Consider the following 21,465-nt stretch of genomic DNA (forward strand, 5'->3'; position numbering starts at 1 on the left):
CGTGCTAAAAAAGCCGGTAATTGAATAACATCTACTACTTCAGCTACCACTGAAGCTTGATTTGGTTCATGCACGTCAGTCATTATTTTAACGTCAAAAAAATTTTTTATTTTTTGAAAAATATTCATTCCTATTTCTAATCCTGGACCACGATAGGAATAAATTGAAGAACGATTGGCTTTATCAAAAGAAGCTTTAAAAACATAAGGTATATTTAGTTTATTTGTTACACTAACATAGTGTTCACAAATTTTCATTGCCATATCATTAGATTCAAGTACATTCATACCTCCAAATAAAACAAAAGGTCTATTATTTGCTACTTTAATATTACCTATACTTACTATCTTATACTCCATATTTTATTATATCTCCAAATACTAAATTAATTTAATGTAATATAATTTGTTGCCTTTTTATCGAATAAATTTGCATTTTTATCATCTCAGAAACAGGATCTTCTGGGCATTGTTCGATAAAATAATTTAAATCAGAAATTGCTACATGATTACATTCAAGATGAGCAAAAATAAGACCTCTATCACGTATTTCATAGGGATCGTTTGGATTAAAAGTTAATAATGTTTCACATACTTTTAATGCTTGTTCCATTTTTTTTTCTTCCATTAATGCTGCTTTCATTGTATCAAATATTTTACGTATTATGATACTATGAGTCGTTTCTTCTATATCTTTTCTTTTTAAATTGGCAAAAGGACTAATTGTCCCTTTTACCCATAAATCAAGCATTTGTTCGGTAAGTGTTTCACCATTTATTGGATTAATATACCAATATGTTCCATTATTTAGACGTACACATAAAATAAGTTGTGCAAGGAAAATAATTGGTATAACTGGTAGTTGTAGTTTCGTAGCAACATGCAAAAAAATTATTCCCAATGATACAGGAGCACCTTGTCTTGTAATTAATACTTTATCTAACCATAGTGCCTCAGAAAGTGAATAAACCCCCTTGACACAGCTAAAAAGCCAGTCTTGATAAAATAATTTTAGTAATATAGATATTTGTGTATCTATATTACTATTAACTGTTATTATTTGTCTCGCTTCTGTCACTAATGTCTGAAGTTGTATATTAACTTGTTCAACTGGAAAATCTGAGCGAATCATATTTGAAACTAATATAATTCCTTCGCTCAGGGGTGCGTTATTAAATTTAAAATCAGCTATGGTTGTTTTCATCACGGTTCCATTGACCTACTGTAATACGTTCATTACCTCCATAATCTTTAAAAGTTACTACCTGTTTATAATGATAACAGAAAAATAACTTTCTTACTTGCTCTCCTTGTAGCCATCCATGTTCAAGTAAAAGCCATCCATTATTAGCTAAGTAATGACGAGATTGTTCAATGATTAATTGAATATCAGCTAATCCATGATTGTCTGATATTAATGCTATTTTAGGTTCAAAACGAACATCACCTTTTTGTAAATATGGATCATATTTATCAATATAAGGAGGATTACTGACAATTATATCAAATTCTTGAATAGGTAGTGAAGCAAACCAATTACTTTTATAAAATTTAATATTATTTATTAGTAAATTTTTTGCATTTAATTTAGCTAATTTTATTATATTATCACTAATATCTATACCAATTATTTTAGCTTTTTTACATTCTGATGCTATAGCTAATGCTATAGCACCAGTGCCTGTTCCCAAATCTAATATTTTTGTTGTTTTTTGAGTTGATAATAATTGTAAGGTTCTTTCAACTAAACATTCCGTATCAGTTCTAGGTATTAACGTAATAGGTGAAACTTTTATTGGTAACGACCAAAATTCTTTTTCTTTTACTAAGTAAGCGATAGGTTCTCCATTAGAACGTCGAACTAATAAATTTTTTAATAGTTGTTGTTGTTTAACAGTTAGTTCTGTATCACTAAATGCAATAATAAAGGTTCTATTTTTTCCAGTTATATGTTGTATTAAAATTTCAGCATCCCGTTTTGGACTATCACTATAGTAAAGTTTTTTAGCAGCACAATCCAACCATTGTTTATAATTCATAAACAGTTACTCTGATAATGCAGATAATTGATCTGCTTGATATTCATTAATAATAGGTTGAATTAATAAATCTAGTTTTCCGGCTATTACTTCATTTAAACGATATAAAGTCAAATTAATACGGTGATCAGTAACTCTCCCTTGTGGAAAATTATAAGTTCTTATTTTATCAGATCTTTCTCCAGAACCAAGCAGATTACGCCTTTCAAATGCCTCTGCTTCACGATATTTTTGCATTTCTAATGTATGAATACGTGCTGCTAAGACCGATAATGCTTTAGATTTATTTTTATGTTGAGAACGTTCATCTTGACACTCAACTACAATTCCTGTTGGAATATGAGTAATGCGTATAGCAGAATCAGTAGTATTAATGTGTTGTCCTCCAGCTCCTGATGAACGAAAAGTATCAATTCTTAAATCATTTATATTAATATTAGATATCTCAATTTCTGGAATTTCAGCTAACACAGCTACTGTACAAGTTGATGTATGGATACGTCCTTGCGATTCTGTTTCTGGAATTCGTTGAACACGGTGACCTCCAGATTCAAATTTTAGATAACTATATACATTATCACCGTTAATTTTAGTAATAATTTCTTTGTAACCACCATGATATCCTTCAATTGCATTAATAATTTCTATATCCCAACGTCTTGATTCAGCATAGCTATTATACATCTTGAAAAGATCACCGGCAAATCTTGCTGCTTCATCACCACCAGTAGCAGCTCTAATTTCTAAAAAGCAATTTTTTTTATCATCAGGATCTTTTGGTAAAAGTAAAATCTCTAATTGTTTTTCAAATTCTTGATTATATTTTTTTGCTTTTTTTAATTCTTCCATAGCCATTTCATGCATTTCAGGATCTTTTAATAAAATTTTAGCTGTTTTAATATCTTGTTGTATAGATAACCATGATTTAAAACATCTAGTAATATTAGATAACTGTGTATACTCTTTAGATAAAGCTATAAATTTTTTATGATCTGTGATAATTTTAATATCAATTAGTTGAGTTTGAATGTCTTCATAGTGTTCCTGCAATGCTTTTAATTTAGAAATTATTGAAGATTTCATTTGTTATGGTAGACCTTATAAAAATAATTTAATTTTATCCCAATTATAAGCTATTTTTATATAAAATAATAAATATTACTATTTTTATATTTATGCTTCTGGAATTATTATTTATGAGTTTATTAGATAATTTATTTATGAATAACAGATTAAATCTATTTATTACTTATTTATTATTTATTATTTATTATATTAACAATTTCATAATGAATCTAATAATTTTTTTGTTATTTTATTCACATAATATCATTATTTGAATATGATATTCATAAATTATATTTACTAATAATTTAGAAGATAAATTAGAACACAAATAAAATAATAATTTGTTTTTTAAAATATTTTCCTTTTTAATTATTAAAATTTTCATTTTTTAAAATTTATATATTTTTTCTATAAAATGGTAGAAAAATTATTTTTGTCTATTTAGAAATAAATATTATTTGATGATTAAATATATAATCAATAATTATATTGATTATATATATCAAATTAATGTTCATTCATATTTTTATAGCTGTTCAAATTAATTTTTAGCAGATGTTAAATCTATTATTAGTAGAATTAAAATTAATAACATTATCAATTCTAAATAAATCTATATTAATTTTATTTTATCTAAAATAAAAACTTTTATTTTAAATTTATTTGCGTATTCTATTTTTTTTAAAATTAATATTTTAATTAAAATTATTTATTTATAGATATAGTTTTACAACTATTTAATCAATAAAATATATAATTTAAATATTTATTTAATAATTAAATTAATTTACATTTTTTTATAAAAGCAATTTTTATATAAATAGTAGATATTTCTACTTCTAGAAAATTATTTTTGTTATATAAAATTTTTAATTTAATTAGTCAAATTTTTGCTAATTTTGAATTAGAAATGCTTTTTTGATTTAATTTTTGTTTGAATTTTTATAAATTTAATGCATGATTAATATATTACTATATAATAAATAGTTTAAGAATAAAATATATCTTAGCATGTATCATATAATACTAATTTTTTTTAGTTTTATTTTTATTAATATTTAAATGAATATATATAATGAAATAATTTATTTATTTTAGCATAAAGATTATATATTAAGAAGATAATTTCATTATCTTGTAAATAAGAGTACTTATATTACATAAGTAAAATTTTTTTATAATGTTTACTTAAATTATATTTTAATAATATATTTGATTTTTTATATTAGTTGTATTAAAAATTTGCTGATATTAATAATGTATTATTAATAATGCTATTTGATAGATGGTAATAGGAATGTTTAATAGTGACACTAATTACTAAAAGGTTTTTGAAAAAAAACTATTTTTTTTATAAGTTTATCACTATTATTTATATCTTTTCTATCTTATTAACTTCATGTACATTTAGTCAATATTTACATAATAAAAAAAATAGTTTTGAATATAATTCACTACAGACAAGTAACCATAATAAGCTTACTGATATAACAAAATTTCAAATACGAGGTACTTTTACCTATATTAATGGTAATAAAAAAATTTCGGCTAAGTTTTTTTGTCAACAATATACATTATTTAATTATCGCTTGTTAATAATGAATCCATTAGGATTAACAGAATTAGATTTATATTTAACCCCAAAAATTATTAAGTTAATTGATAAACAAGGTAAAAAATATATAAGTTATAATCCTAAATATTTAATTTATCAATTAACAAACATGAAAATACCAATTGAATATTTGTCATATTGGTTAATTGGATTACCAATTAATGCAACATCATTTACTTTATATAAAAATGGATTGTTAAATACAATTAAATATAAGCAGAATGATAATTTTTTAAATATAAATTATATTTATAATGATTATAGTAATATAATTAAGTTACCTTACTATATTATCTTGGTACAAGATAAGCTATATATTAATTTAAAAATTGATAATTGGATTTTAAAAAAATGATATTAACTTGGCCATCTCCAGCAAAAATTAATTTATTTTTATATATTACAGGTATTAGAACTGATGGTTATCATCAATTACAAACTTTATTTCAGTTTCTTAATTATGGCGATTCAATCACAATTGAACCGCGTGAAGATAATCAAATTAAACTAATGACATCTTTTATTAATTTACCAACAGAAAATAATCTTATTATTAAAGCAGCATTTTTATTTAAACGATATTGTATGGAAATTAATTCTACTGATAAATATCAAGGTGTTAATATTTATGTTGATAAGAGATTACCATTTGGTAGTGGTTTGGGTGGCGGTTCTTCTAACGCAGCAACTATGTTGATTGCTTTAAATTATTATTGGAAAATGAATATTAATGATGATACATTAGCTAAGCTTGCATTAAATTTAGGATCTGATATCCCAGTATTTGTAAAAGGTCATGCTGCTTTTGCACAAGGTATTGGTGAACAACTAATTAATGTGAATCCAGTAGAAAAATGGTATTTAGTTGCTAATCCTAAAATTAATATTATTACTAAAAAGATCTTTTCTGATTCAAAATTTAAAAGACATTCAATAAAACGTTCATTAAATACTTTGTTAAAAGCACCATATAAAAATGATTGTGAATTAATTGTAAGAAAACGCTTTCCTAAAGTTGAAAATATTTTTTTATGGTTATCAGAATATGCTTCAACACGCCTTACAGGCACTGGTAGTTGTGTATTTGCTGAATTTACAAATAAATCTTGTGCCCTTAAAGTATTAAATAAAGCACCAGAATGGATGGATTGTTTTGTTGCTAAAGGTATTAATAAATCCCCGTTGCATAAATTTAGAGATGATATTTCTAGATATTAATTATAAATAATATTTATGTAATAATGATATTAGCATAAATTTGAGGTTTTTTACGTGCCTGATATGAAACTTTTTAATGGTAACGCTATACCAGAATTAGCTCAACGTATTGCTAATCGTTTATACACTAAACTTGGAGATGCAGATGTTAGTCGTTTTAGTGATGGTGAGATTAATGTTCAAATTAATGAAAATGTCCGAGGTGGAGATGTTTTTATAATACAATCTACTTGTGCTCCAACAAACGATAATTTAATGGAGCTTTTTGTGATGGTTGATGCATTATGTCGTGCATCAGCTGGCAGAATTACTGCTGTAATTCCTTATTTTGGTTATGCACGTCAAGATCGTCGTGTACGATCAGCTCGTGTGCCTATTACCGCTAAGGTAGTAGCAGATTTCTTTTCCAGTGTAGGTGTTGATCGTGTATTAACTGTAGATCTACATGCTGAGCAAATACAAGGTTTTTTTGATGTTCCTGTTGATAATGTTTTTGGAAGTCCAATTCTATTGGAAGATATGTTATCTAAAAATTTAGAAAATCCTATTGTAGTTTCTCCTGATATTGGTGGTGTAGTACGAGCTCGTGCTATTGCTAAATTATTAAATGATACTGATATGGCTATTATTGATAAACGTCGTCCTAGAGCAAATATTTCACAAGTTATGCATATTATTGGTGATGTTGCTAATAGAGATTGTGTACTAATTGATGATATAATCGATACAGCTGGTACTTTATGTAAAGCTGCTTCTGCATTAAAGGAGTGTGGTGCTAAAAGAGTATTTGCTTATGCTACTCATCCTATATTTTCTGGTAATGCTGTATCTAATATTAAAGATTCAGTAATTGATGAGGTTATTGTTTGCGATACCATTCCTTTATCTATAGCAATAAAAAGGCTTAATAAAGTACGATCTTTAACATTATCAGGCATGTTGGCTGAAGCAATTCGTAGAATTAGTAATGAAGAATCCATTTCAGCTATGTTTGAACATTAAAAAAATAAGGTAATATAATAAGTTAAATTTTATTAGTTTAATTTATTATTAAAATAAATAAAAAATACTTTTTTATTTATTTAATGATCGAAAAAATAATATTTTTAAAATATTTAATTAAAATTTATAACAATTTATTTTAAATATATTAATTAATAAAATTATCAAATATTAATGTTGAATAATTAATAAAATGGATAGTAAAATAAAATTAATTGTTGGATTAGCAAATCCAGGTCACAATTATGAATTTAGTAGGCATAATGTAGGTTCATGGTATGTGAAATTATTAGCAAAACAATATAATCAATTTCTAAAAGAGGAAAAAATTTTTTTTGGGTATACTACTACAATATTTTTAGCAGACGAGTATGTTCGCTTATTGATACCTAAAACATATATAAATTTTAGTGGTACTTCAATATTAGCATTAATTAATTTTTATGATATAAAACCTACAGAAATTCTTATTGCCCATGATGAATTAGATTTGATACCAGGGATAGCTAAAATAAAATTTGGTGGTAGTAATAATGGACATAATGGTCTTAAAGATATTCAAGCTAAACTTAATGGTAATTCTAATTTTTATCGTTTGCGTATTGGTATTGGTCATCCAGGTGATAAAAAGAAAGTTATTAACTTTGTGTTAAATAAACCATCTGTACATGAACAAAAATTAATTTATAATAGTATTCATGAAGCAATAAATTGCACCCCGATTTTAATTAATAAAGGGATTAAGAAAGCGATTAATAGATTACATGCCTTTAAGGGATTTAATTGATATCTGTTTTATATTTTTAAAGAATATAATATGTTTTTTAACAATAAATTTATTTCTTTTCTGAAGCAGTTTATTATTTTATTAAATAAAAGCTTAAGGATATATAATTGATGAGCTTTAAATTTGGTATCGTTGGTATGCCTAACGTAGGTAAATCAACTATTTTTAATGCACTTACCAAAAGAGCAGTTGAAGTAGCAAATTTCCCATTTTGCACTATTAAAGCAAATACTGGTATGGTTAAGGTACCAGATCCTCGTATTAACCAATTAGTAAAAATTGTCAAACCACAACGAATATTACCGGCAACAATTGAATTTATAGATATTGCCGGTTTAGTGAAAGGTGCATCTACAGGTGCAGGTTTAGGAAATCAATTCTTAAATAATATTCGTGAAACTGAAGCCATTATTCATGTTATTCGTTGTTTCGATAATAATAATATAATTCATATTCATGGAAAGATAGATCCAATATCTGATATTGATACTATCAATACTGAATTAATATTATCTGATTTGGACACTTGTGAAAAAGCTATTAATAGTATTCAGAAAAGAGTGAAAAGTGGTGATAAAAAAGCTAAAATTCAATTAAATATTTTAAAAAAATGTTTATTTCATATTGAAAATACATTTATGCTTCGTAATTTAGCATTAACTAAAGAAGAAAAATTTTTTATTCGTCATTTTAATTTTTTAACTCTTAAACCTATAATGTATATAGCTAATGTTAGTAATGATGAATTTAATAAAAATTATCTTTTAGCAGCAGTATATAAATTTGCTAAAAAAGAAAATTCTATTGTTATACCAATATGCGCAATAATAGAGGATGCTATTAGTAAATTAGATGATTATGATCGTGATAAATTTATTAATAAATTAGGTATATTAGGTTATAAAAAGTATAGTTTAAATAATATAATCAATTCTGGATATAGTTTACTTAATTTACAAACTTATTTTACTGTTGGTTCTAAAGAAGTGAGAGCTTGGACAGTACCAGTAGGTACTACTGCCCCTCAGGCAGCTAGCAAAATTCATAGTGATTTTAAAAAGGGTTTTATTCGTGCACAAATAATTTCATTTGATGATTTTGTGAATTACAATGGTGAAATTGGAGCTAAAAAAGCAGGCAAAATGCGCATCGAGGGTAAAGAATATCTTATAAAAGATGGTGATATAATTACTTTTTTATTTAATGTTTAATTAAGTCATTATTAATGATAAGATAAATTTTAATAGATGTTTGTCTTATATTTTATTATAAGATATTATGATTATAATTTAGAAAATAACTTTTAATATAATCATTCATATATTATAATTATTCATAAAATTAACACTGAAATTATATGTATATAATTATCAGTATATGATATAATTTTCATATACTGATACATTATGCTATAATAGCACTATGTGTATTTTGAAATCAAAATTTATATTATTTGTATATAATCAAAATTTATTTGTATATTTTTAGATCTATATTAAAAACATAACATATTAACAAGATACCAAGATTATATAATCTTAATTTAATTTATCGATAATGAAGTTATATTTTTATAATTAAAAATCAAAAGTATTTTACTTTTATACAGCGGGTTATTTTTTTTAAAGTATTCAGTTGTAATAAATTATTATTATCTGATAATTTTTTATAATTTTAACTTAATTAAATATGCAACTAAAAAAAATCAATTTACCTTATTCAATAAATACTGCTTTAGACTATTTTTCTGCTATGGTTAATCAACCATGGGCAATGTTATTACATTCAGGTAATGCAAATCATCACTATAATCGTTTTGATATTATTGTCGCTGATCCGATAACTACATTAGAAACAAGATATAATATAACTAAAATTAATAGTCAAGGTAAAATAATAAAATTAACACTAGATCCTTTTGATATATTAAAAAATGAAATTCAACATTTGAATATAATGATTGTATCAGATCCTGATTTACCTTTTCAAGGTGGTGCTTTAGGTTTATGGAGTTATGATTTAGTGCGAAGAATAGAAGCACTCCCAGAAATTTCTAAAACAGAACTAAATTTTCCTGATATGGCTATTGGCATTTATCTTTGGGCATTAATTGTTGATCATCATAAAAAAATAGTTACTTTGCTTAGTTATCAAAATATTGAAAAACGCTTATTTTGGTTAAAAAATCAAGTTAAAATATCAACTAAAGAATTCCAAATATGTGAAAAATGGCAAAGTAATATGTCTAAATTAGAATATTATGATAAATTTAATAAAATTCATCAATATTTACGTAATGGTGATTGTTATCAAATTAATTTAGCTCAACGTTTTAAAGCTAAATATAAAGGTGATGAATGGAACGCTTTTATAAAACTTAATCAAAATAATCAAGCTCCATTTTCTGCTTTTATTCGTTTAGAAAATAATTGTATAATAAGTTTATCTCCAGAACGTTTTCTTAGTCTTCATGATAATTTGATTCAAACACGTCCAATTAAAGGATCATTACCTAGATTATCCAATACTAGAGAGGATAAAAAACAAATTAAAAGATTACAATTATCCATTAAAAATCGAGCTGAAAATATAATGATAGTTGATTTATTGCGTAATGATATAGGTAAAGTAGCAATACCTGGAACAGTTAGTGTACCAGAACTATTTGTAGTTGAATCTTTTCCAGCTATTCATCATTTAGTTAGTACTATTATAGCACGATTACATTATCATTATAAAGCAACTGATTTATTAAAAGCATGTTTTCCTGGAGGTTCAATTACAGGTGCTCCTAAAATACGGTCTATGGAAATTATTGAAGAACTTGAACCTAATAGAAGATATATTTATTCTGGTTCAATAGGTTATATTAGTTTATGTGGCACCATGGATACAAATATTTGTATACGTACTTTATTAACTGAAGATCAATATCTTTATTGTTGGTCTGGTGGAGGTATTGTAATAGATAGTTTATCAGACGATGAGTATCAAGAGACTTTCGATAAATTAAGTAAGATATTATCAATATCAAAGTATAATTAAATTAACAAATTTAGTAAATAATTTATTAAATTGATTATAAAAAGTTTATTATAATTTATAGTGTAAGTTTTTAGAAAAAATTAATGAACAATTAAAAGCAGATATCTGTGGTATTTTAATATTATAACAATTAAGAGTTTTTATTAAAATTCATATTTTTTATTTATTAAAAATATGAAAGTACGTATTGCATATTATTATTTGAATGGTCTTCAATAGTTAATTTTTAACATGTTAATTCTAATTAATATCTTAATTCTTTAAGATACTATCTTATTTTAATTTATTCATTATTAATTTTAATAGAATTATTTAGTTGCTATCCATATAATTAAATTTTATATTTATAATTATTTTTTTTAAAAGATTATTACTATTACTTGATAAGGATAGTATATATCATGAAAGTAACAAGTACATGGTTAAGAAGTTAAGTGATAATAAAATTAATTTATTAAACTTAATGCAGTATTAAATTTAATAAAACATATTGATAAATAAAAATTATAACTAATAGACGTTATTATTGATATTTTTAATTAATTATGTTTTTATTTTTATGTAATATTTTTATACAATTTTATTGTAGTTATATTTTATGTTCTTGATTTTGTACCAGTTATTCCAATAATATTAAAACCACTATCAACATGTATTATTTCACCTGTTACCCCAGTTGATAAATCAGAACAAAGAAATGCTGCCCAATTACCTATATTTTCAGTAGTTACCGTGTATTTAATTGGAGTCACTAATTTGTAGTATTCTAACATATTACGGAAATTTTTAATCCCAGATGCTGCCAATGTTCTTATTGGTCCAGCTGAAATACCATTAACTCTAATTCCCTGAGGTCCCATTGAATTAGCCATATAACGAACATTTGCTTCTAGAGAAGCTTTTGCTAAACCCATAATATTATAATTAGGGATAGCTCTTTCAGAACCTAAATAGGTTAAGGTAACTATAGATGAATTAGGATTTAACATATTTCGGCAAGCCTTAGCTAATGCAACCAAGCTAAATGAACTAATATCATGAGCTATTTGAAATCCTTGTCTTGTAACAGTATTAACATAATCACCATTAAGTTGAGTTGCTGGTGCATAGGCGATAGAATGTATAAAACCATCAAAATTTTTCCATATTTTGGATAAATCTTTAAATAATATAGATATATTCTCATCTGAAGTTACATCACATGGTAAAACAATCTTAGATCCAAATTTTTTTGCGATTTCTTTTACACGATATTTTAATTTATTTCCTTGGTAACTGAAGGCTAATTCAGCACCTTGTTTGTGCATTGCTTTTGCAATTCCATAAGCAATAGATAATTTACTAGCTAAGCCTGTGATTAAAATTCGTTTGCCAATCATAAAACCCATAAATGAGACCCTTGTAATTTATTTTATTTAAATAATAAAAAAAAGCAAAATAATATATTTGATATTGAAATTCTATCATAGAAATCAAAAAAATATTTGCAATATAAATTGTTATCTTATATAAAAATATTATTTTTTAATTTTATATTATCAAATAAATTACTTTAATAGATTTTCGATATTATATATTAAATTAATTTAATAACAAAATATTAAATTTTATTAAATCAATTTTTTATATTATTTAATTAAAATTACTATTTTAAATTAAATAATGATAATAATTTTTATTATAGCGTTATTACTTAATATTTATTAACAAATAATCTGTTATCATTTATAAATTTTATTATTGAGGTCTCTTAAAGAGTTAACCAAATTTATTGAATAGCCAATATATTTATCTGGCTTAATATTTTTTAGAAAAATTTTTTCTGCTTCAGGTAATTCTAAATCATCAATAAAACATTTAATATCATCCTTTGTAAGGTATTTCCCACGAGTTAAAGTCTTGAGTTTTTCATATGCATTTTTAATTCTATATTTACGCATAATAGTTTGAATAGCTTCAGTAATGACGATCCAATTAGCATCTAATTCAGATTTTAAATTTTGCTTATTAACTTCTAATTTAGTTAACCCTTTTAACATAGCTTTATAAGCAATTAGAGAATAAGCAAATCCAACCCCTAGATTACGTAATACTGTGGAATCAGTTAGATCACGTTGCCAACGTGATATTGGTAATTTATTTACTAGATGATTGAATAAAGCATTTGCTAATCCTAGATTAGCTTCTGAATTTTCAAAATCAATAGGATTTACTTTATATGGCATGGTTGATGAACCAATTTCATCTTCAATTGTTTTTTGTTTAAAATGATTTAATGCAATATAACCCCATATATCTTGATTAAAGTCTATTAAAATAGTATTAAACCGAGAAATACAATTTAAGAGTTCAGCTATGTAGTCATGAGGTTCTATTTGAGTTGTAAATGGATTCCATTTAATATTTAATGAAGTTACAAATTCTTTGCTAAAAAGGTGCCAATTTATATTAGGGTAGGCAGCCATATGAGCATTGTAATTACCTACCGCACCATTTATTTTGCCTAGAATTTCAATTTTTTGAAGTTGTTGATATTGTCTAGTCATACGATAAACAACATTAGCAAATTCTTTACCGATAGTAGTTGGTGTGGCAGGTTGACCATGGGTTCTTGATAACAATGGTAATTTACGATAAAGATATGCCATATTTTTTATATTATTAATGATTTTTTTCCATTGAATAATGATTATTTTATCGGTAGCATTTTTTAATATTAAAGCATATGCAAGATTATTAATATCTTCAGATGTACAAGCGAAATGAATAAATTCTTTTACTTTTTCTAATTCTGGTATAGCTGTCATTTTTTCTTTTAAAAATAATTCAATCGCTTTTACGTCATGAACAGTAGTTTTTTCAATTTGTTTAATTCTTATTGCATCATTTTCATCAAAGTTTTTTATAATATTATCAAGATAAATCTTTGCTTTATCAGTAAACATAGGTATCTCTTTAATTTTATTACATTCTGCTAACTTTTGTAACCATTTAATTTCTATTTGTATGCGATATTTTAATAAGCCAAATTCACTAAAAATAGGAGTTAACATATTAACTTTATCACTGTAGCGCCCATCAATAGGAGATATAGCAGTCAGTGAAGATAATTTCATTTTATTAGCTTCCTTATAATAAATTATAAAAAATCTTTTATTGATTAAATATTAAATCATAAAGTATATCTTTTATAAAGTATATTGTTTGCTTTTTAATACATCTTAACTATATAAATAGTATTGCTAAATTATGTACAAATTTTATTTTTATATAAAATAAAATATAAATATTTTATTAGATTTTATTTATCTATATATTCATAATATGTTATTTATATGGTTACAACAATTATTGTAGCTTTTATTATCTTAATTAAAAATATTTTATTAAAGTATAAGTATGATAAAAATATATTTTTAAAATTAATTAATTCGATATTACTTTAATTTTATTTTTTATTGTTTTTATATAGTTATTGATTAATCTTGAATTATAAAAAATAATTTATTAAATTTTTTATGAAATAAGTGCACTATTGTAAAGTAGTGTATATATATACATGATATACTAAGCATGCTAGTACAATAAATTCTATAATTTTCAGTTTTTTAAAATAAAATACTTATAAGTAACTAACATTGAAGCTATATTTCTTTTATAACTTAGAAGTATAAAAAATGTATATCATTTATATATATTTATTTAATAAGTTTTTCAATAACACCACCACCTAAACAAATTTCATCTTGATAAAAGACTGCAGATTGACCAGGTGTAACTGCAGCAACAGGATAATTAAAGAATATAATCATTTTATCTTTACTTTCTTGTTGAATTGTGCATGGGATATCTGGTTGACGATAACGTGTTTTTACTGTATAATTACCTTTTTTATGTAGTTTTGGAAGAGTAATCCAATGCATTTGTCGTATAATAAATCCTATAGACCTTAATCTTGAATGATTGTAGTCTTGTGCCACAATTAAGTAATTGTTTTCAATATCTTTATCTACTACATACCATGGAGCTTCGTTAAATGATTTTATACCACCAATTCCTAATCCTTTACGTTGACCTAAAGTATGATACATTAATCCTTTATGTTCTCCTAAAATTTGACCATTAACTGTGATAATTTTACCTGGTTGGTTTGAAAGATAATTACTTAAAAATTTACGAAATTTATATTTGCCTATAAAACATATCCCTGTTGAATCTTTTTTATTAGCAGTTTTTAAGCCAATTTTTGTAGCTATACTACGAACAGTTGATTTTTTAAAATTGCCTATTGGGAATATACTGTGTGCTAGTTGAGTTTGGTTTAAAGTATAAAGAAAATAACTTTGATCTTTGTTATGATCTATACCACGTAATAATTGATATCCATTTGCAGTAGTCTTGCTTCTTACATAATGTCCTGTTGCTATATAATCTGCTTTTAAATTTTTAATAGAGAATTCCAAAAATGCTTTAAATTTAATTTCTTTATTACATAAAATATCTGGGTTTGGTGTACGTCCAGATTTATATTCATCTAAAAAATTAGTAAAAACATGATCCCAATACTCTGCTGAAAAATTAACAGTATAAAGTTGTATATTAAGTTTATTACATACTGATTGTGCATCAGCAAGATCAATAGCTACTGAACAATATTCTTCGTTATCGTTTTCTTCCCAGTTCTTCATAAATAGCCCAGCAACTTGATAACCTTTTTGTTTTATCAAATAAGCGCATACAGATGAATCAACCCCACCAGACATACTTACTATAACTTTTTTAGATTTGTTATTAAACATGAATAATTTTTACCAATTAATTAATAATTATAAATTATATTTTATTTCTTAAAATTGAGATTTTATAAAATAATATTAAACTAATTATAGTAAAAATAGATTTGAATCCCCACTATTTTTTTATTTTAATATAAAATTGCTATAAATTTGTCATAGTTTATTTATGTATTTAATTACAATGTATAGTTTAAAACTATAATTAAATTATATTATAATATATTAATTATAATTGCAATTAATACTATATATTTTATATATAGTAATTTATTAATTCAATTATATTGTGTAAAATTTATGTAGTAGTATTTACTTAAATATGAAAATTGAGATATAGAAAAGTTCTTTATGATAAAAACATTGTTAATCATAAAATTAGTGTAATTAATTTTCTAGTTTTATTTTTAAGTTTTATAAATTAATTAATATTTATTACGTTTATTTATCAAATATAGTTATTAATTTTATTTAACTATTTTGTAATTTAATACCAAAATATTTTTTCATTATCTTAACTTTCAAATAAAAAGATTTACTTATTAATATAAGTAATTGCTGAAACTACAATTGTTTTTTATTTTATCTGAATTTATATGTTATTATAAAAATTGATACTGCATTATGATATATACTAACTATATATATATAATTTTTATTTTTTAAATTTTAATTTAAAAAATAATCATAATTAATTTTTATATAATAATATATTTAAATGATAGAATTGTTTTAATTAATTAAATATTTTTAAAATATAGAAATGAAAGTTATTTTATTAATATATTTATATTATATTTGTTATTATATTTTTAAATATTAAAAACTTTAAAAAATAAATATTTATTAATTAATAAATATTTATTAAAGTTTAAATATAAATGGGATTTTAAATTGAATATAAATTTTTATATGTTTTATAAAAATTTATTATCATCAGTTTTATTTTTTAATTTAATTAATGTTATTTTTCCTTTTAATTAAGTAAAATTTCAATTAATTATTAAAATATTAAATTTAATATATTCTATTTTATATTTGTTATTATTAAGTGAATATGAATATCTAGCTAATATTATTATGATCTTATTATCTTAATTACTTTTTATATAAGAGTTAGTTTTTATAAATTAAAGATTTATTTAAATTTAATTGAATTATATGTTCATAATATTACGATTTTATAAAACTTGGTATAGTCAGTTTTTTTTATTTGAAAGAGGTATATTAATTACTGTGGATCACATTACAGGAATTAGAGCAAAACAGAAAGAAAAAACACGTCGTTCTTTAATAAAAGCAGCTTTTAGTCAATTAAGCGCTGATCGTAGTTTTACTAGTCTTAGTTTACGTGAGGTAGCTAGGGAAGCAGGTATTGCCCCAACTTCATTTTATAGACATTTCCGTGATGTTGATGAATTAGGATTAACTATGGTTGATGAAAGTGGTCTTATGCTCCGTCAATTAATGCATAAAGCTAGACAGCGTATTGCAAAAGGAGGTAGTGTTATTAGAACATCAATTGCTACTTTTATGGAGTTTATTGATCATAATCCAAATATTTTTCGATTATTATTACGGGAACGTTCAGGTACATCTGCTGAGTTTAGAGCGGCAGTTGCTAGAGAAATACAGCATTTTATTACTGAATTATCAGATTATTTACAAAAAGAAAGTAATCGTCCTAGGTATTTTACTGAAATACAAGCAGAAGCTATGGTTACCATAGTATTTAGTGCTGGTGCAGAAGCATTAGATATAAATCAAGAAAAACGTCAACTTTTAGAAGAAAGATTAGTTTTGCAACTTAGAATGATTGCTAGAGGGGCTTATTATTGGTATCGTAAAGAACAAGATAAATTGTAAATATTTTTATATAATTATTAGTTATATAATAAAAAATATTTTTTATAATGAGATAATTAATAAAAATATTATTTTTAAATTTATAAAATTAAATATAATTTATTAAAATTATTGTAAATTTTACATAAAAGTAATTTTATTTAATTAATTAGTAATTTTTTCTAATTTATTGAAACCTTCATTTTTCATTATAGTAATAAATTTTTTAGTTTTAATATCTATTTTAGTACAATAGGCAATACTTTTGTTTTTTGTTATAAAAAAATTTTTATCGTTATTTATTAAATGAACAACTCGTTTAGCAATTGCAAAACCAGAATCAACAAAATTTATATTATCTAAAAATATTTTTTTAAATTCTGTTAATAATAATGGGAAATGTGTACAACCAAGTACGATAGTATCAGGTGATTCTTTTAATTTTAACAATGGTTTTACAATACGAATTAATTCTTTTTTTAAAATTACTTGTCCATAAAATTTTTGTTCTGCTAATTCAACCAACTCCGGAGAAGCAATCTTTATCACTTTACAATCTATAGCAAATTTTTTTATAAGCTCTTTAATATAATTTCCATTAATAGTTGCTTCTGTTGCTAATAATCCAATAATACCATTACGTGTTAACTTTCTCGCTGTTTTTATTGCTGGGACAACTCCTATAATTGGATATTGAAAATTATTTCTTAAAATAGGTAAACTAACTGTACTAGCTGTATTACAAGCAATAATTACTAATGATAATTTATGTTTTTTTTCAATTTGATTTATATATTGAACAATACGATTAATAATAAATTCTGAGCTTTTTTTTCCATAAGGAAAAGCTGCATTATCAAAAGCATAAATATAATTTAAATTTGGTAATAATTTTTTAACTTTACGATAAATAGATAAACCACCAACTCCAGAATCAAAAATTAAAATTGTCGGTAAATTAAGATTTAATGTTTGTGAAAATTTCATGCTTTATTTTATTTTTTGTATAAATTACTTTAATCAAAATTATTAATTTCATTGATTTAAAGAAAATAATATTTATTAACTATTATTTTAATGGTTTTTAGATAATCATAAATAATGATTATTAATAAGTTTTTTGAATATAATTTCCCTTAGTATTGATAATATCAAAATTATCATTATTTAGTAAAATACTAAATATAATTCATTTTTTGGTTATTTTATAATAAAAATATCATATAAATGATATTTTCTAGATAACTCACAAATATATATTAAAACAACATTATTTAGCAGTACTATCAGCCAAATAAGGTATTAACTGATAATAAATTATATAAAAATTTTTATTTAATTAATGGTTAAATAAATTGAACATTATTTCAAAATAAATATTTTGTTTACTTAATAGTATTAAATTTTTATATATCAATTTTTTTGATAAAATAATGATATATTAAGCCTAATTAACAATTATGTATTAAAATTAAATAATAATAATACTTTATTAGGAGTAAAAAATGTACCAAGAGTTTATTTATGCTGCATTAGAAGAATCTTTGGTTACATTAAAAATTTTTCTTAAAAAGAAAAAAAATATTGAAGTAATTGAACATGCTGCAATTATGTTATCAAATGCTTTTAAATCTGGAAAAAAAGTTTTATCTTGTGGTAATGGTGGTTCACACTGTGATGCTATGCATTTTGCTGAAGAATTAACTGGATGTTATCGCGTAAAAAGACCAGCTTATCCAGCAATAGCAATTTCTGATGTTAGTCATATTTCTTGTGTTGGAAATGATTTTGGTTATGTTTATATTTTTTCTCGTTATATTGAAGCAATTGGTAAAACAGGAGATATATTATTTGCTATTTCAACATCAGGTAATTCTGATAATATAGTTAAAGCAATCGATGCCGCCCGGATTAAGGGTATGAAAGTAATAATATTGACCGGTAAAGATGGTGGAAAAATAGCAGGCACTGGTGATATTGAAATTTGTGTGCCCCATTTTGGTTATTCTGATAGGATCCAAGAAATTCATATTAAAATTATTCATATTTTAATTCAGTTAATAGAGAAAGAAATGATCAAGTGAATTAAATTTTTTTAAAACAAAGAAAAATTTTTGTAAATAATTAATTAATATTAATCTATTTATAAAGAGATTAATTTTTTAATTACGATGTTTTTTAATTTAATGTGTGATTTTATCACAATATAGTTTTTTTATAAAAGATAGAATTTTTTTAGAAATAAATTACGACAAAAAAAAGTTTACTCAATGTATTTTTAGTTTAGCAAAGAAGCTAATTATTTTTGCCAAAACTATGGCAAAAATTTGATGTGATCCAATTGGCCAAAATAAAATAAATAATTTTTATGTTATATTTTATTACAGTATAATACATTTATACATTATTTATAATACAAACTTTTTTACAATTATTTAATTATTTTTAAAATGACGAATTAATAATGCAAAATTGAGATTTGTATTTTGAGGAATATTAATATAAACTTTATATCCATTACCTGAGGCAACTTTGATGGGTAGCTTTTTCTTATCAAATAAAGATGTTAAGGTAAATTCTATATTTCCTAAAGGTGTCATTAATTCTAAATAATCCCCAATTTTAAATTTATTTTTTACATCTACTTCTGCTAAACCATTTTTATATTGTCCAGTAAATTCACCAACAAATTGTTGTTTATTAGAAATAGAATAACCAAATTTATAATTTTGGTATTCATCATGACTATGTTTACGTAAAAATCCCATAGTATAACCTCTATTAGCTAACCCATCTAATTTAGTTAATAGATTAATATCGAAAGGTTTACCTATAATAGCATCGTCAATAGCTTTACGATAAACTTGAGCAGTTCGAGCACAGTAATAAAATGATTTAGTACGACCTTCAATTTTTAATGAATGAACCCCAATATCAATTAAACGTTCAATTAATTCAATTGCTCGCAAATCTTTTGAATTCATGATATATGTCCCATGTTCATCTTCAACAGCAGTGAAATATTCACCAGGATGCTTTGTTTCTTCAATTAAAAAAGTTTTGTCAGCAGTTTGTCCTGTACCTAATGTTAAATTAGTATTTTTTACTGATTGTGATTTTGGAATAATATTCCCTATTATATCCTCTTTTCCTTCATATACTTTATATGCCCAACGACAAACATTAGTACATGCCCCTTGATTAGAATCACGTTTGTTGATATAATTGGATAATAAACATCTTCCAGAATAAGCCATACAAAGTGCACCATGAATGAAAACTTCCAATTCAATATTAGGTACTTTTTGATGAATTTCTTTAATTTCTTCAATTGAAAGTTCACGAGAGAGAATAATTCTTTTTAATCCTATTTTTTGCCAAAATTTTACTGCTGCCCAATTAACAGTATTTGCTTGAACAGAAAGATGAATTTCTATTTTTGGAAATGTTTCTCGCACTAACATAATTAAACCAGGATCTGACATGATCAAAGCATCAGGTTGCATTTCAATAATTGTTGCAAGATCATAAAGGAAAGTTTTTAATTTAGAATTATGTGGTATAATGTTAACTACAACATAAAAACGTTTACCCATATTATGGGCTTCTTTAATACCATTAACTAAATTTTCATTATTAAATTCATTATTACGTACACGAAGACTGTAACGTGGTTGTCCAGCGTAAACAGCATCAGCTCCGTAGGTAAGTGCATAACGCATATTTTTTAAGGAACCTGCAGGAGAAAGTAATTCTGGTATCAACATAATAAATTCTCAATATAATTGATTAATTGCAATAAAATAATAAATCAATGAAATAATTAAATGTTATTAATAGCGATTGATGATTATATTAATAAATTATATTTTATTGTTTTTTAGAATAAAATAAATTGATGTAATAAATAGATAAATTATAAATATTAGTTTTATAGTTTGTAACTACCTTTAAAAGTTGTATACATATTATTATTTTTATTAAAAAATTCTAAAATAATCAAAAATTATATCTATTAATTAAATAATTTATTTATGATTACTAACTATAAATA

The 21,465-nt window shown here is 23.6% G+C and carries 17 protein-coding genes (1 of these 17 running past the window's edge); 8 read left to right on the forward strand and 9 right to left on the reverse strand.

Annotated elements, in window-relative coordinates:
- The 4 genes in view from kdsA to prfA are tightly spaced (at most 31 nt apart) and all read right to left on the reverse strand, a layout consistent with a single transcriptional unit that may run on beyond the window.
- Positions 1-359, reverse strand: partial view of a 3-deoxy-8-phosphooctulonate synthase gene (gene kdsA / locus AUT07_RS02610; RefSeq protein ID WP_066283772.1) — the beginning only. Its footprint begins 496 nt before the window's first position; only the first 359 of its 855 coding nucleotides appear in the window; the start codon lies at positions 357-359; its stop codon lies off the left edge, out of view.
- A 31-nt stretch (positions 360-390) separates the two neighbouring features.
- Positions 391-1,203, reverse strand: a complete 813-nt coding sequence (gene sirB1, locus AUT07_RS02615) for an invasion regulator SirB1 (protein WP_066283774.1) — start codon at positions 1,201-1,203, stop codon at positions 391-393.
- Complete coding sequence (gene prmC, locus AUT07_RS02620) at positions 1,184-2,038, reverse strand: peptide chain release factor N(5)-glutamine methyltransferase (protein ID WP_066283776.1); 855 nt, start codon at positions 2,036-2,038, stop codon at positions 1,184-1,186. The genes sirB1 and prmC overlap by 20 nt, the downstream gene beginning before the upstream one ends.
- A gap of 6 nt (positions 2,039-2,044) precedes the next feature.
- Positions 2,045-3,121, reverse strand: coding sequence for a peptide chain release factor 1 (gene prfA / locus AUT07_RS02625; protein ID WP_066283779.1), 1,077 nt, complete (start codon positions 3,119-3,121; stop codon positions 2,045-2,047).
- A gap of 1,292 nt (positions 3,122-4,413) precedes the next feature.
- On the opposite strand from prfA, the gene lolB reads away from it, so the two are divergent.
- The 6 genes from lolB to pabB all read left to right on the forward strand — a co-directional run bounded on the left by lolB (position 4,414) and on the right by pabB (position 10,773).
- A complete protein-coding gene (gene lolB, locus AUT07_RS02630) occupies positions 4,414-5,076 on the forward strand; it encodes a lipoprotein insertase outer membrane protein LolB (RefSeq protein ID WP_066283781.1) in 663 nt (220 codons plus the stop codon).
- Positions 5,073-5,939 (forward strand): 4-(cytidine 5'-diphospho)-2-C-methyl-D-erythritol kinase, encoded by an 867-nt coding sequence (gene ispE, locus AUT07_RS02635; RefSeq protein ID WP_066283783.1) that lies wholly within the window; start codon positions 5,073-5,075, stop codon positions 5,937-5,939. The genes lolB and ispE overlap by 4 nt, the downstream gene beginning before the upstream one ends.
- Positions 5,940-5,993: 54 nt before the next feature.
- The gene (locus AUT07_RS02640; RefSeq protein WP_066283784.1) at positions 5,994-6,941 is read left to right on the forward strand and encodes a ribose-phosphate pyrophosphokinase; all 948 of its coding nucleotides are present in this window, start codon (positions 5,994-5,996) and stop codon (positions 6,939-6,941) included.
- 193 nt (positions 6,942-7,134) lie between these two features.
- Complete coding sequence (gene pth / locus AUT07_RS02645; protein ID WP_066283787.1) at positions 7,135-7,728, forward strand: aminoacyl-tRNA hydrolase; 594 nt, start codon at positions 7,135-7,137, stop codon at positions 7,726-7,728.
- A gap of 110 nt (positions 7,729-7,838) precedes the next feature.
- Positions 7,839-8,939 carry a redox-regulated ATPase YchF gene (gene ychF, locus AUT07_RS02650; protein ID WP_066283789.1) on the forward strand — a complete coding sequence of 367 codons (1,101 nt, stop codon included), beginning with the start codon at positions 7,839-7,841 and terminating at the stop codon, positions 8,937-8,939.
- 478 nt (positions 8,940-9,417) lie between these two features.
- A complete protein-coding gene (pabB, locus tag AUT07_RS02655) occupies positions 9,418-10,773 on the forward strand; it encodes an aminodeoxychorismate synthase component 1 (RefSeq protein ID WP_066283792.1) in 1,356 nt (451 codons plus the stop codon).
- A gap of 596 nt (positions 10,774-11,369) precedes the next feature.
- Here the strand turns inward: pabB and AUT07_RS02660 are convergent.
- From AUT07_RS02660 to mnmA, 3 genes are all read right to left on the reverse strand, one after another.
- On the reverse strand, positions 11,370-12,161 hold the full coding sequence (locus tag AUT07_RS02660; RefSeq protein ID WP_066283797.1) for an SDR family oxidoreductase: 792 nt from the start codon (positions 12,159-12,161) through the stop codon (positions 11,370-11,372).
- A 333-nt stretch (positions 12,162-12,494) separates the two neighbouring features.
- A complete protein-coding gene (purB, locus tag AUT07_RS02665) occupies positions 12,495-13,889 on the reverse strand; it encodes an adenylosuccinate lyase (RefSeq protein WP_066283800.1) in 1,395 nt (464 codons plus the stop codon).
- Between the two features lie 582 nt (positions 13,890-14,471).
- Positions 14,472-15,572 (reverse strand): tRNA 2-thiouridine(34) synthase MnmA, encoded by a 1,101-nt coding sequence (gene mnmA, locus AUT07_RS02670; protein ID WP_066283802.1) that lies wholly within the window; start codon positions 15,570-15,572, stop codon positions 14,472-14,474.
- A 1,239-nt stretch (positions 15,573-16,811) separates the two neighbouring features.
- On the opposite strand from mnmA, the gene fabR reads away from it, so the two are divergent.
- The gene (fabR, locus tag AUT07_RS02675) at positions 16,812-17,432 is read left to right on the forward strand and encodes an HTH-type transcriptional repressor FabR (protein WP_157871140.1); all 621 of its coding nucleotides are present in this window, start codon (positions 16,812-16,814) and stop codon (positions 17,430-17,432) included.
- 144 nt (positions 17,433-17,576) lie between these two features.
- On the opposite strand, the gene murI is transcribed toward fabR, so the two are convergent.
- Entirely contained in the window at positions 17,577-18,398 is an 822-nt protein-coding gene (gene murI, locus AUT07_RS02680; RefSeq protein ID WP_066283805.1) for a glutamate racemase, read from the reverse strand.
- Positions 18,399-18,916: 518 nt separating this feature from the next.
- Between murI and lpcA the strand changes: the two genes are divergently transcribed.
- Positions 18,917-19,495, forward strand: a complete 579-nt coding sequence (gene lpcA / locus AUT07_RS02685; protein WP_066283808.1) for a D-sedoheptulose 7-phosphate isomerase — start codon at positions 18,917-18,919, stop codon at positions 19,493-19,495.
- 351 nt (positions 19,496-19,846) lie between these two features.
- Here the strand turns inward: lpcA and trhP are convergent, their stop codons facing one another.
- Positions 19,847-21,178, reverse strand: coding sequence for a prephenate-dependent tRNA uridine(34) hydroxylase TrhP (trhP, locus tag AUT07_RS02690; RefSeq protein ID WP_066283811.1), 1,332 nt, complete (start codon positions 21,176-21,178; stop codon positions 19,847-19,849).
- Positions 21,179-21,465 lie beyond the last annotated feature (287 nt).

The sequence above is a fragment of the Candidatus Arsenophonus lipoptenae genome, from assembly GCF_001534665.1.
GTDB lineage: Bacteria > Pseudomonadota > Gammaproteobacteria > Enterobacterales > Enterobacteriaceae > Arsenophonus > Arsenophonus lipoptenae.